This window comes from Paenibacillus sp. FSL R7-0272, from assembly GCF_037969905.1.
GTDB lineage: Bacteria > Bacillota > Bacilli > Paenibacillales > Paenibacillaceae > Paenibacillus > Paenibacillus polysaccharolyticus.
Window position 1 is genome coordinate 4829934 of record NZ_CP150221.1, and the last position, 13485, is coordinate 4843418.

General features: G+C 45.3%; 13 protein-coding genes. 7 read left to right on the forward strand and 6 right to left on the reverse strand.

Going from position 1 to position 13485, the window contains the following annotated elements; genetic code table 11:
* The first annotated feature begins 39 nt into the window (after positions 1 to 39).
* Together MKY23_RS21400 and MKY23_RS21405 are read left to right on the forward strand one after the other, a co-directional pair.
* A complete protein-coding gene (locus MKY23_RS21400) occupies positions 40 to 624 on the forward strand; it encodes a LysE family transporter (RefSeq protein WP_154957962.1) in 585 nt (194 codons plus the stop codon).
* Between the two features lie 30 nt (positions 625 to 654).
* Entirely contained in the window at positions 655 to 1434 is a 780-nt protein-coding gene (locus MKY23_RS21405; protein ID WP_154957963.1) for an AraC family transcriptional regulator, read from the forward strand.
* A gap of 244 nt (positions 1435 to 1678) precedes the next feature.
* Here the strand turns inward: MKY23_RS21405 and MKY23_RS21410 are convergent, their stop codons facing one another.
* A complete protein-coding gene (locus MKY23_RS21410; RefSeq protein ID WP_154983354.1) occupies positions 1679 to 2251 on the reverse strand; it encodes a hypothetical protein in 573 nt (190 codons plus the stop codon).
* A 190-nt stretch (positions 2252 to 2441) separates the two neighbouring features.
* On the opposite strand from MKY23_RS21410, the gene MKY23_RS21415 reads away from it, so the two are divergent.
* Positions 2442 to 3098, forward strand: coding sequence for a phosphatase PAP2 family protein (locus MKY23_RS21415; RefSeq protein ID WP_339832077.1), 657 nt, complete (start codon positions 2442 to 2444; stop codon positions 3096 to 3098).
* An 84-nt stretch (positions 3099 to 3182) separates the two neighbouring features.
* Here the strand turns inward: MKY23_RS21415 and MKY23_RS21420 are convergent, their stop codons facing one another.
* Positions 3183 to 4616, reverse strand: coding sequence for a glycoside hydrolase family 1 protein (locus MKY23_RS21420; RefSeq protein WP_339832079.1), 1434 nt, complete (start codon positions 4614 to 4616; stop codon positions 3183 to 3185).
* Positions 4617 to 4759: 143 nt separating this feature from the next.
* Between MKY23_RS21420 and MKY23_RS21425 the strand changes: the two genes are divergently transcribed.
* From MKY23_RS21425 to MKY23_RS21435, 3 genes are all read left to right on the forward strand, one after another.
* Positions 4760 to 5773: a YafY family protein gene (locus MKY23_RS21425; protein WP_222591816.1), complete on the forward strand. Its 1014-nt coding sequence runs from the start codon at positions 4760 to 4762 to the stop codon at positions 5771 to 5773.
* 67 nt (positions 5774 to 5840) lie between these two features.
* Positions 5841 to 6659, forward strand: a complete 819-nt coding sequence (locus MKY23_RS21430; protein ID WP_339832083.1) for a class I SAM-dependent methyltransferase — start codon at positions 5841 to 5843, stop codon at positions 6657 to 6659.
* 68 nt (positions 6660 to 6727) lie between these two features.
* Positions 6728 to 7396 (forward strand): hypothetical protein, encoded by a 669-nt coding sequence (locus MKY23_RS21435; RefSeq protein WP_339832085.1) that lies wholly within the window; start codon positions 6728 to 6730, stop codon positions 7394 to 7396.
* A gap of 179 nt (positions 7397 to 7575) precedes the next feature.
* On the opposite strand, the gene MKY23_RS21440 is transcribed toward MKY23_RS21435, so the two are convergent.
* The 3 genes from MKY23_RS21440 to MKY23_RS21450 form a co-directional block, all read right to left on the reverse strand.
* The gene (locus tag MKY23_RS21440; protein ID WP_090915418.1) at positions 7576 to 8370 is read right to left on the reverse strand and encodes a hypothetical protein; all 795 of its coding nucleotides are present in this window, start codon (positions 8368 to 8370) and stop codon (positions 7576 to 7578) included.
* A gap of 185 nt (positions 8371 to 8555) precedes the next feature.
* Positions 8556 to 8975 carry a hypothetical protein gene (locus MKY23_RS21445; RefSeq protein WP_186809599.1) on the reverse strand — a complete coding sequence of 140 codons (420 nt, stop codon included), beginning with the start codon at positions 8973 to 8975 and terminating at the stop codon, positions 8556 to 8558.
* Between the two features lie 985 nt (positions 8976 to 9960).
* Positions 9961 to 11244, reverse strand: a complete 1284-nt coding sequence (locus MKY23_RS21450) for an XRE family transcriptional regulator (protein ID WP_339832092.1) — start codon at positions 11242 to 11244, stop codon at positions 9961 to 9963.
* A gap of 246 nt (positions 11245 to 11490) precedes the next feature.
* On the opposite strand from MKY23_RS21450, the gene fabV reads away from it, so the two are divergent.
* A complete protein-coding gene (gene fabV, locus MKY23_RS21455; protein WP_090915423.1) occupies positions 11491 to 12687 on the forward strand; it encodes an enoyl-ACP reductase FabV in 1197 nt (398 codons plus the stop codon).
* A gap of 124 nt (positions 12688 to 12811) precedes the next feature.
* On the opposite strand, the gene MKY23_RS21460 is transcribed toward fabV, so the two are convergent.
* The gene (locus MKY23_RS21460; RefSeq protein ID WP_339832094.1) at positions 12812 to 13051 is read right to left on the reverse strand and encodes a hypothetical protein; all 240 of its coding nucleotides are present in this window, start codon (positions 13049 to 13051) and stop codon (positions 12812 to 12814) included.
* Positions 13052 to 13485: the final 434 nt, after the last annotated feature.

The following is a 13485-nucleotide window of genomic DNA, read 5'->3' on the forward strand; positions in this document are numbered from 1 at the left end:
ACGTGAAATTTGAATCTATCATCGAAGAAGGAGCTTAACATGAATATACTAACCTTTTTAATCTACTGCATCGTTGTCACTTTCACACCTGGTCCCAGCAATATTGTCATTCTCTCCTCCACACAAAAAGTAGGCGCACGCCGCACCATGCCTTATGTCTGGGGAGCTACCTTAGCTTTCGGTTTGTTGCTGACCGCGTCTGCTTTGTTAAATCAGCTTCTCGCTGACATCTTGCCAGGCATCTTGCAAGTCATGCAGATCATCGGCGGCATTTACATGTTATACCTCGCTTATCAGGTCTATCGAATGGGCTCTACTGAAGCCGCTCCCCAGGCTATATTAGGCTTTTGGAACGGTGTAATGATGCAATTCGTGAATCCCAAGGTGGTGCTGTTTACCTTCACCGTCATTCCAGCTTATGTACTTCCTTACGTCGCTGCAGAATCATGGTCTGCGTTCTTCTATGTTATGCTGATTACATGTATTGGTTTTCTGGCTTACTCCAGCTGGGTGGTGTTCGGCACGATCTTTCGATCCTTGCTGAATCGTTACCAGCGAACATGTAGTATGCTTATGGCTCTTTTTTTGATATACTCAGCCATTATTGTGTCAGGTCTAATCTAACGACTTACTTCATCTGAGGAGGTGTGCGGTATGGAACAGTTTAGCTACAAAAGATCAGAAGACGTGCTGGCTCTATCCGCTAGCTTCACCGATTTTACTTATAAAAAGCATTGCCATGAGGAATATGCCGTAGGTGTAACGCTGCGCGGTATTCAGCAATATCATCTGGAAGGTCACTATCAGGCCTCACATCCGAACGGCGTCATGTTGTTTAACCGCGAGCAATTACATGATGGAAGTTCCTATGATAAAGAGGGTATTGATTATGTGATGCTTTACCTGAAGCCTGAATTAGTTGAAGAAATTATGAGTAAAAAAGAACTTCGCTTCTCCACTCCCATCGTCTATGATCCGAAGCTTGCCCGAAGCATTCTCATGCTGAACGATGCCGTGCAGCACAGACAGGACGAAGCCGAGTGTAGCACCCGGTTGTTTGAACTCGTGCATATGCTCGCTCAGGAGGAACAGCCTGCAAGGCTCTGGAAACCTCAGGACAGTCTTGTTCGCAAAGCAAAAGAGATTATGTTTTGCAGCACCGCAGACGTGCTGAAACTGGAAGATCTATCAGCTGAATTCGGCCTGTCCAAGTTTCAATTTATCCGAGAATTCAAAGCCCATACTGGCTTTTCACCCTATCAATTTTTCCTGAACTGCAAGGTCGAACATGCCCGTCAATCGCTTGAGAAACATAGAGACATCTATACCGCCGTGGCTGACTGCGGCTTTGTCGATCTGACCCATCTGAACAGACATTTCAAACGGGTCTTCGGTGTGACTGCGCATGATTATATGGTACAGCTCCAGCGTTAGTATGGAGTTGCATCATCCCGAATAGGATGGTCATCACCCACCGAAATCAAAAACACAGCTGAAAAATCAACATCCCCTTACGGAGCGTATATAGGTCCATAAGGGGATGTTTAGTCAGGTAAATTCCACTGCACGCTGCGTTCACTGCAGCTCTTGTCCTTCATATGGCTGCTCTCATACAAACCTTCTATATATCACATACAACTCTTCTATGATAACAATACAGATGCTTCAACTATAAATATTATGCTCTCCGCTGTTTCTTTCTCCACAGCGAGCCACCTACCAGCGCAAGTATGACAACTGCACCCCCAGCATATAGCGAAATCATCCACGGATTGCGATATCCACTGCTGCTGTCCGTGAAATCATCAGAGCTTACAGGAGTGCCTTTGCCCAACATATTAATTGCCTCTCTAGCCTGTTCAATCTGAAGATTACCGCTACATAGGCTGCTGTATAATTTGCCATCCTTATCATCCTGATTAGCAAAAATTAGATAAGACTGATCTTTTGCCAATGTTATTCCACAGGCACCTTCGCCCATATTATTAATCAATATGGTTGTCTTTTTTGTATCTACGCCTTTCCAGGTCGTGTCTACATCCAGCGTATATTTCTTATATTCCCTACTACTGATTATGGAGTCGCCTCCGATCTCGACTACTTTCCCCGTAAATACAGCGCTATACGTTTCCAACTTCTCCTTGACACTGGATTCGACACAACTGCACGCGTATGCCCGCTCCCCTGGCCAAATCATCACATTTGCTACAAAAAACAACAGAACTAAAACGGCCGCTCCCACTCTCCTCATCCTTACATTCTCCCCCTTTGAGTTATCTTGAAGCCTCTCTTATCTTATTAACGTCTCCATTTTCGTTTTTGTTTGATTTATTGTAGAATGTTAACACTATGTTTCGAGCGAACAATACTTTCGTTCAACAACGATAACTATAATCAAAAACATCATGGATGACGGAGGAACTTAACATTTGAAGCCCAATTTGACGAAAAAAATCTCCATTCCGCTGCTCGTTGCAGCGTTATGCCTGTCCGCTTTTATGAGCATTGCGCTGTCCATTAGCGATAACCAGATTCATCGCTTTGATGCTGTACTCATCGACTTGATCCAAGGCATGGAGTCGCCTGGCATGACTCAATTTATGCAATTTTTCACCTGGATCGGCAGCGAACTTCAGGTCGTTGTCATTACGGTCATTGTCATGCTGATCCTCTATGTTTTCCTACGCCACAAACGCGAACTGCTCTTTCTTGCCATCGTGCTTGCAGGCTCTACGCTATTGAATGCCGTGATCAAACTGCTGTTTCAACGAGCTCGCCCAACTATTAACCGCATTATCGAAGTAAGCGGGTACAGCTTCCCCAGCGGACATTCCATGGCGGCGTTCAGCCTTTATGGTGGACTTGCTTTTCTGATCTGGAAGCATATCCCGACCTTTACCGGGCGTGTATGTATGATTGCAGCCAGTGCTGCCTTTATCCTGATGATCGGCATTAGCCGGATTTATCTGGGCGTACATTATCCTAGTGACGTCGTTGGCGGTTACTTTCTGAGCGGGTGCTGGTTATTCACCTGTATCTGGTTCTACAGACGTCATTTGCAGCGGCTGTCCGAATTACAAACCAGAAGCTTCGCCTAGTCGCATGTTACATGCTTCATCGTAAAAACCCCAACGACCGAAAGATCGTTGGGGTTTTGTTATCTTTTGATTACAGCTGTTGAATTACAATTTTTCTCCATTAGAAGCAATTACATCTTTGTACCAGTAGAAGCTTTTCTTCGGTGTACGGCTCAAGTCGCCATTGCCATCATTATCTTTGTTGACATGAATGAAACCATAACGTTTCTTCATCTCACCAGTCGATGCACTTACAAGGTCAATACAGCCCCACATTGTATAAGCAATGAGGTCAACACCGTCTGCAACCGCTTCTTTCATCTGCTCAATGTGACCTTTCAGATAATCAATCCGGTAGTCGTCCTGAATGGAGCCGTCTTCTTCAATTACATCAACCGCACCCAGACCATTCTCCACAACCATTAATGGCACCTGATAACGATCATAGAGGTGGTTCAGCGTATAGCGTAGTCCTTTCGGATCGATCTGCCAGCCCCAATCGGAGGCCTCAAGATATGGGTTTTTGATACCACCCAGTAGATTTCCTTCCGCTCGATCCAGCGATGGATCTGCACTCTCCACGAGAGACATGTAATAACTGAAGGAATAGAAATCTACACAGCCTTCGCGCAGCGTTTGCTCATCTTCCGGTTGCATTTGAATTTCGATGCCTTCTTCTGCGAAGAAACGTTTGGCAAATCCCGGATACGCTCCCCGAACCTGTACATCGCCACAGATCATGTTGGACAGTTGATCTTTCTTCTGTGCAAGCAAAATATCGTCAGGATTACACGTGTTCGGATACGTTGTCATGAAAGCAACCATACAGCCGATTTTGAAATCCGGGTTGATCTCGTGTCCCAGCTTCACCGCTTTGGCACTGGCCACGAATTGATGATGCAACGCCTGGAACCGAGTCTGTGGCTGATCTACGCCGTCCGTCAATGTTTCTTTACCTTCAAACAACAATCCACCTGCCATATATGCACCAAGCGGCATTGTCAGACAGTTAATTTCGTTAAAGGTTAGCCAATATTTTACCTGATCCTTATAACGATTAAAGAGGGTTGTACAATAACGGATGTAAAACTCGATCACTTCACGAGAAGCCCAGCCGTTATATTTTTGTGTCAGGCCAAAAGGTGTCTCGTAGTGGGAGATCGTCACCAATGGCTCGATATTGTGTTTTTTCAACTCGGCAAAGACGTTATCATAGAACTTCAAACCCTCTTCGTTTGGCTCCAGATCGTCACCGTTCGGGTAGATGCGAGACCAGTTGATCGACATGCGGAACATTTTGAAACCCATCTCGGCCATCATCGCAATGTCTTCTTTATAATGTCCATAAAAATCAACCGCTTCATGGCTCGGATAATAGGTGCCCTCTTCAAGAACAGGTGTAATTCGGCGCGGCGTGGTATGCGTTCCGCCTGTCATCATATCCGATGTGCTTGGCCCTTTGCCATCCTTATTCCATCCGCCTTCAAACTGATTGGCAGCCGTCGCGCCGCCCCAAAAGAATCCATCTTTCATTTTCATGATGCGTTTCCTCCTCTAAATGTTGACGGCTACTAGAGCACGTCTGTGATCTTCAACCCACTGAAATACGCTGAGAACTATAACGTTATAGTCCAAGTGTAGCACCCATACCCTGACAAGGGTTGTCATGATATAATTTGGTCATGGAACATAACCGATTATTCCGAATGTTGTTGCTGTTGCTGGAAAAAAAGAAAACGACTGCCCCGGAGCTTGCGCGCCTGTTCGAAATATCGGTTCGCACCGTATACCGGGACATTGACCGCCTGAGTGCTGCAGGCATCCCCGTCTATACAACAACGGGCAAGCACGGCGGCATTCATCTGATGGATCACTATGTCATGGACAAGTCGTTGCTGAGCGAGGATGAACAGAATGAAATTTTGCTCGGCTTGTACAGCGTCAGCGCCATTCCTCATCTGAACAGCGCCCGAATGCTGGGCAGGTTAACGACCCTTTTTGATCATAAACTGGACTGGATTGAATTTGAGTATTCTCCGTGGGGCAGTATTCCCGAGCAAGAGATGCAACTGTTTAATCAGGTGAAACAGGCGATATTCGCAAGTCAGTTGCTCGCATTTCACTATATCGATTCCAATGGAGAAGCGAGTGAGGAGACGGCGTTGCCGGTGAAGCTTATTTTTAAAAACAATACATGGTACTTCAAGGGTTTAAAACAAGCCCCCCCTGTGACATCCAATTCGCCCGACACCTTCGTCACGTACAAAATCAAACGGATCACGAAACTTCGCTTTGTGCCCGGCGCATATGAGCATACTCGGCCATCGACAGAGGAGGGAGATAGAGTCAAAGAAGAACCTTATCACGGAGAAAACCAAGACATCAAGATACAGTCTAACCAGCCGTCTGAGAAACAGACTCTGATCGAACTTCTGTTTGAACAAACAATCGCTTATCGTGTTTACGATCTGCTGGATCCCGCCATTATTCAGCAAGAAGCGGATGGGAAACTAAGGGTTTCTATTCCAATTGATGAGGGTGAACAGCTTTATTCATTCTTACTCTCCTTTGGCTCAAAAATAAAGGTGATCTCACCTTTGACGGTGCGCAAAGAGTTACTTCGCAGACATCAAGAGGCCGTCGCGCTTTTACTGGAAGATGATGGGCACAAAACCGAGGATGATGGTACAATATAGTATGCATATATACCATTTCATTTTAAATTAGGATCGACAGGAATTTAGCGATGTTGGGAGGACATACATGAATCAGCAGATCAGACACAATAACGTAGAACGCTTTAAAGGATTTGGCACACTGTATGATCAAAACAGACCCGCTGCTCCCCGCGAAGTCGTCGATATTTTGACTCATTATCTGGGCAAAAGGCCACGCTTCGTGGCTGATGTCGGTTGTGGTACAGGTTTATCCACCTGGATCTGGCTGGATTATGCCGAGCGAGTAATCGGCGTGGAACCTAGCGAGGATATGCGCTCCGTTGGCATTGCGAAATGGGAATCTGCAGGCAAACCGGATCAGCTTCGCTTTGCGGCGGGAATGTCTCATGACCTCGGCCTTCCTGATGATAGTGTAGATATTTTGACCTGCTCCCAGTCGTTTCACTGGATGGAGCCGGAATCCACCTTACGCGAGTTCGCACGGGTACTGCGTCCAGGCGGTATTTTTGCTGCCTACGACTGTGACTGGCCGCCTGTATTAGACTGGCAACTTGAAGTAGCATACCGGCAACTGGTGAGTACAGCGGATGAACTCGCCTCACGTCTATCGAGTACAGAGCAACAAGCACATAAATGGAGCAAAGAAGGCCATTTACAGCAGATCCAGCAATCCGGGCTGTTCCGTTACAGCCGGGAAATTATGTTCCATCATCAGGAGCCATTCACAGCTGAGCGTTATGCCAACCTGGCTCTTAGCCAAGGCGGACTCCAGACAGCTTTGAAGCTGGGCGCCACAGAATTGAATGACATGGCGGACGATTTCAGACGCCGGGCAGAGCTTGTTTTTGACGGAAAATCAAAAGAAGTGCTGTTCTCCTATCGCATGCGAATCGGTATCGTTTAAAATAAAAGCATACGAGGATATAAGAATAAGAAGATAAAAAATATAAGGATTATGAATCTTGAAGGGTTGTGACCACTCTGATTAACAAAGAGGTGCTGGAACGAGATCGACTTTTCATCAAAAGCTGGCTTGACACATATTTTGATTCTCCTCACCGGGATATACTCATGTCTCATCCGGCCAAAATGGAAGAAGAGGACTATGGCGTGCCTTCGGATATGCAGGATGGTGAGGTTGATGAAGAAGAATGGGTTCGCTGGAGAATGCTGGATTCGGAGGTTACAGTAGATCAGATTAACGAATTAGTTGCTAATTATGTTAATCCTGGTTCGGGTACGTATAGCTCATCTTTCTCTCTGCCGCCGCTCTATACGGCCTATCTGAGTAGCCGATATGTTCTGAATGTGTATCTTCGCTATGAAGGATTTACGATCGAATTACCGAATCTACCTTCTGACTACCCTCTGCGGGAATTACGTAACCTCTGGTCATCATCGGAATTACTGATTAAGGGGGGATATATTCCATTTGCCTCCTATGAAGATCATGCGGGGCCTGTCTGCTGGGATTCGAGTAAACCAAATGATGACAATGATTATGCTGTCGTGTGGTTCGATCACGATATATTAACAGAAGAGGGACAGCCCAGCCGGGAGCAGCTTGAACACTACGCACAGCCTCTTTTTCACTCTTTCCGGGAAATGCTGATGCACTCTTCTTCAAGCACTCGTTCTTAATTTAATTGTAAAGATATAAATAAAGAGCGCCGTTCCCGTTCATCGTCCGCTTTGACTTGGGGAGGGCGCTCGAATATTATAACTTTAATTTCCTGAAATGAACCGCGAGAATGCTACAGTTCCATTTTGTACAGCTTTTTTAAAGTGATGCTAAGGATAAGCAGATCAAGATGAGAATATTAAGACGAGAAAAGATGATTCAACTGTTGTTCCTGCACTTGAAGAGCAAGGGCCACTTTGGAAGGGTCCTGCGGCGAATAAAATACGTTAATGATATGTCCCTGCTGAACCTGTGACATGGCAGAGGGCAGGATTTCTTTTTGCGTAATCACCTCAAAGGTTTCACCATTTGGCTTCGTAATACTAAGTTTAAGCTGTAACTTGATGTTGCCATTCTGTCCACTTCCCATAGGGGTAACGTCCAGAATTTTAGCCAACCCCTTCTCTCCTGTACGTGCGATATCTACCATTTCCGGTGCTATACCTTGTTGCATCATCTTTTCATTCAACAGTTGCTGCATATGCTCTTGCGACACGGTTCCATGCTGATCCAGCCCGACTTTGCGCTCATCTTTCTCGGAAACGACAATCGGAATGATAGCTCCCGGCTGAAACTGAGACAGCGAAGTCAGAGGAACAATGGTTCTTAATTCTGTATCATATGTTTCCCGACCTTGACGAGACACCTTCAGCATCATTTTCACTTCCGGCTGCTCATTAATATAGGTACCCGTCTGCTGAATGCTTTGGATCACACCCACTGCCGGCAATCCTGATTTGATCTTGCGCTGACCCAAACTTGTACCGAATATAGACGAAATGACCAGTAAGCCAATTCCTCCAAAAAGTATCGGTTTAAACCACCACGCCTGCATGACCATAAACGGATCATCCCACAGCCACTGAGCTATGAACGGGGAAAATCCTGTCCCAAATACCATCAGTAAGCCAATTACTCTAAAAAAACGACTCATCTCTATCACCCTATCTATCTAATTTATGCTGTATAAATCTTTTTACTTTTACTATTTGATATCTTTTGTTATATCTTCGGTGCGTATGTTTCCTTTGCGTTGTTATCTGTAACACGTAAACTAACAATTCAAATTTTTTCCTATATTCGGAATAGTCGCATTAATATCTATCGCTATGAATCCACCTAAACCGAAAGAAGTCCCATATAGATCAGTTCAGAAGGATTCGCCGGATGCTGTCCCAAACCGACACGATCACCCACACGCGGAATCTGCAGCTTGGATACAAGTGTTTCCATTGTGCGTTGATACGTGTGACCACCCGTTTCAGTAACTTCAAGTACAAGCACCACAATGGGATCAAAATTAATTAATTTTCCCGTATCCGTTACACTGATCACGGTTCCAGTTGCTGTCAGAGGCAACGATCCGCTTGCAGCGAGTTGTGCCTGCTTAGCCGAGTCCAAACTCTGGTTGATGGCATCCCGATGTTCCTTTGGTACAAATCCTTTCATCATCATGCCCGTAAGCCCTTTGTTCATTACACGATCCGCTTTGGCAACCGCATCTTCCTGTTTGTTTTTACGTGTAAACCATCCCATCATATCGAACACCTCATTTGTTTTTTATTGGGTATGATTAATTATAAACACAACATAGCCCGTATGAATACCGATCTGGACACATACAAAAGAATCGAAGAAATGTCCTGCTGGAGACGACTTTCCATCAATTTATTTGTAGCTATGCTTGCTTTTTCCCAATAAAAACGTTGTTCTAACCGATTCAATGAGGATTAAGCCATTTATTTTTGTGAATTTGTCCGTTACTTGGCTCTGATTACAGTTACTCAGAGTAGTCAAATTCCTATTTTTAGACGAATGCACACTCATGATGCACTTACAGCGTACAACTCCATTTAAGACACGCTTATAGCAAACATTCAGCAATAAAGACAAACTTACAGCATACATCTACCATCTACCGCACAAAATTCACACATATATATCTTCAAGATTTAAAATATTCTACTGAGAAGTTGAAGCTTTGCAACCCATTTATTTATTCTAACGATCTCAGATAAGCTTATTTGAGCAAAATAGGCCTTTCTGAAATTGTAACGATCACCAGAGAGCTTATTTCACTGAAAAACAAAGAAAAAGTCCAATTTGGCACTGATTTTCCTAAAATAAGCTCCACTGTGATCGTTAGGATACCAAACGCCTGAAATTCGCAGAAATAGCGTCGCTGGTGATCGTTAGAAAATAAACCTCCTTGTATTGTCCTATCCTGGCTTGTCTTAATCTACTCTACTCTTAATTCACCTTTTGCTTGTCCTGTCTCATTGCCTTACCTTACCCTGCTACAATCTATATCCCTTTACATTACTGCATCTAGCCAAGCGGTCCGATACTTACGATACACAATACGTTCCAGACCTACTCTATCTGTTCTATCTTATCCCTCTACTTCCTAATTTCCCTTAACCGATCACCTTATGCCTGCACTGCTTTCCCTTCCTCCAAACTTCAATCGATTTACCTTACCTACCTTACCTTACCTGCCCCAACCGGCCTTAAAACTTAACCTTTACTTCGTTCTCCGTAGCAAATACACCAGCTTGCGATAATAACCTGCAGCCTCTTTGTACCGCCGCTGATCCTCACTCACCACAGCCAATCCTTCATATAGGGATTCCAGGCGTAGCGGTTGCTGCACAGACTCAAAATACGACAGACAAGCCAGGGCTTGAGTTATAAAGGTGTCCTGTTCCCCGTGTGCGAGCGCCAGCTGACTTTGATAAAAAACCGCGTTCATTCGCTGATCCTCTGTGACAGCACAACTTAACAGTTGATCCACACTTTGCGCCAGCATGCCCCAGCTTTTCCTAGCGGAGGCAACCTCGCAGCGATACACCAAAAGCAAAGGCTTCATCGCCTGTTGCGTCTCATTCGTTTCTCCCTGAAGCAAGCTTTCGAAACGCTCAATCTCAGCCTGTGCCTGATCTAACTCCCCTGACATCGTCAACATGACGATTCGATTGTTCGCAATGGCCGTCACCAAGTCTCCCTGATTTCCGGCGTAAACCAGATTCGCCTCAGCCATCGACAATGCGGACAAAGCTTCCTGCAACAGTCCCATCGTAAAGCAATACCCGCTGTATGCCACATACAGACCAGACAAACGATGAAACAACCGCTGGTCATACACATGTTTCATCGTCTGCTCAAATGTGCGCTTCGCATCCTCATACTGCCGGGTATGAATGTATGCCTCTATCTGAATATTTTGGATCGACAGCCATAGCTCGCTTCCTGGCTCCGTCAGGGCGCTCAGTCTTGTCACATGAGTGAGCACGTCCACATACGCATGCTTGGATCGGTAATATTGGATTTTGTAAAATAACAAAGCCTTCGTAAGCGGCCTAGGTAGCTGCACGTCATCCGGGCGGCCATACTTCTCCAAATAAAAATTCAGATACGAGGTATGTATATATTCATGCGCGGCGGCGTCATTTAACTGCTGGTAATACACTGCCTTCATTAGAGCAGTCGTCAGTTCCACCGTAAACGAATCATCCCGATCCTCCAGAGCATGTACCGTTTCCTCCGGGATCGCCGAAGCTGGCGCCGACATCTGTACAAAGATCGCTTCTGCTCGTGCCAATGTCTGTTCATCCTGCACTGCTGTCCGCAAAAGATAGGAGGAGCTTACACCCAAGCGCTCAGCAATACTCTCGGCCAAATCCTCAGGCAGTGGATAACGCTCTGCCAGGATGTTTGCAAAATGCGCCTGCGTAACCAGACCTTCTACGAGGTCCTTACGTGAGATTTGTTTTCGTTTGCTCAAAAACTCGATCCGTTCTTTCAGCATAACAGGTCTATCCTTTCATTATGACAGTCTACTCTTTCTCTATAGCGAGTCTACCATCTCATCATCCCAAAATGAAAGCCGAATTGCCACCCCCGTGCTATCCTTCCAGTAAAATTGACAAAACGGTTTCCGTTTCGAACGTAATTGTTTTACAATAGGGAGGATGTATACGTACAATGTACGAAAAAAGCATGATGAATCAATCCAATGTTACACATGAATTGAACACGAAAGGGTGCCACAACAATGATTATTAAACCAAGAACACGTGGTTTTATTTGTACAACTTCTCATCCTGTCGGCTGTGCGGCACAAGTGCAGGAGCAGATTAATTATGTAAAATCCAAGCCAGAGATTCAAGGCCCCCGCAATGTGCTCGTCATCGGCGCGTCCACAGGTTACGGACTGGCTTCGCGCATCGTCTCCGCTTTTGGAGCAGGCGCTAATACAATTGGTATTTACCGTCCCTCCAGCTCTACGGATAAACGAACAGCTTCTGCTGGATGGTATAACTCTGCGGCATTTGAGAAGGCTGCGGATGCCGCAGGTCTTAAATCCTACAGCATCACCGGTGATGCTTTTGCTAATGAAACCCGTGATAAAGCTGTTGAACTGATTCGCAGCGAATTGGGTCAAGTGGATCTGGTCGTATACAGCGTTGCTTCGGCACGCCGTACCGATCCAAATACAGGCGAAGTGTCCAACTCCGTGCTGAAGCCGATCGGACAAGCGTACACCAACAAAACCGTCAATTTCCATACAGGTGAGATCACTTCAGTGACTCTCGAAACAGCGACAGAAGAAGAGATTCGTCAGACGGTTAACGTTATGGGCGGAGAAGACTGGGAACTGTGGATGGATGCACTGAAGCAAGGCGGCGTACTCGCAGACAATGCAACAACGATTGCCTTCTCTTACATCGGCCCTGAGCTGACACAAGCCATTTATCGTGAAGGCTCCATCGGTCAAGCGAAAGATCATCTGGAAGCAACGGCGCGCAAAATGCATGAGCAACTGAGCGCAAAAGGCGGACGTGCCTACGTTACCGTAGCCAAAGCACTGGTTACACAGTCCAGCTCGGCTATTCCAGTTGTGCCACTATATATTTCCGCATTGTACAAAGTGATGAAGGAAAAAGGACTGCATGAAGGATGCATCGAACAGTTACAACGGCTGTTTGCGGATCGTCTGTACGCTGGCGGTGAAGTACCAACAGATGAGCAAGGACGCATTCGGATCGATGATTGGGAGATGAGAGCAGACGTACAGGAGGAAGTGGCGAAGATCTGGAACGATCTTACGAGCGAGAATATCTATGACCTGTCCGATCTTGAAGGTTACCGCCGCGAGTTCTTCCAGCTGTTTGGTTTCGAAACTGATGGCGTCGATTATGAGGCCGATGTGGATCCAAACGTGGAAGTACTTCATCTCGTTCAGTCATAAGTTTAATGTATATTGCATCCAGGGAGGAGCTTCCATGCTTCTCCTTTTTTTATTTCCATACGTCATCCATTCGTTCGTTCATTCATCATCTTTTATCATTATCCTTTCGTTTTCTTTTGTTCATTCATCCAGGCTTTTTTCCTGACCTACTCGGCTCGAAGATAAAATAAAAAGAAGCACCACCATCCTGGATGATTTGCTTCTTGTGTTTGACCTTTTGCAATTTTTCGTGCTTGGTAGGTGTCAAGCGAACATGTTGCGATAATGCGCCATAATCTCCATTCACTCTGCGGCTTTGCTCTGGGGTCCATTGTCCGGACCGCTCTGCTTTGCGTAGTGCCTTTTGTGTCTGTGTACGTGCCATAATGATGAACACACTCCTTCAGTTGAACTACGTTCAATATATCATGTGTAACGTTGCAAGTGAAGGTGCAACCAGCCCAAACTCATATTTATCCGTATACAATCGAGACCACTCCTCGTTAACCAAGGAACGAAGGAGTATTCAAAGTACTCAAAGAAAAACTTGGGCTCCTGCTCCTAGTTTGTAACCTCCCATAGTTGAACGGAAAAGAACTATCTTTATATACTAAAAGTGAGGCCTTTACATCTAAAGTAATCTTAAACTTGATTAACAAAAAGTCATAACGTCTCTTTAACCATTGAAGTGACCTACTTATGATGTTTGTAAATACATATGGATGAGTAATCCAGTAGGACGTCCAATTTTATAAAAAAATAATCCCAACCTTTAATTCTCCTGGCACACTATATAATTGTCAGGAATTACAGATGCAA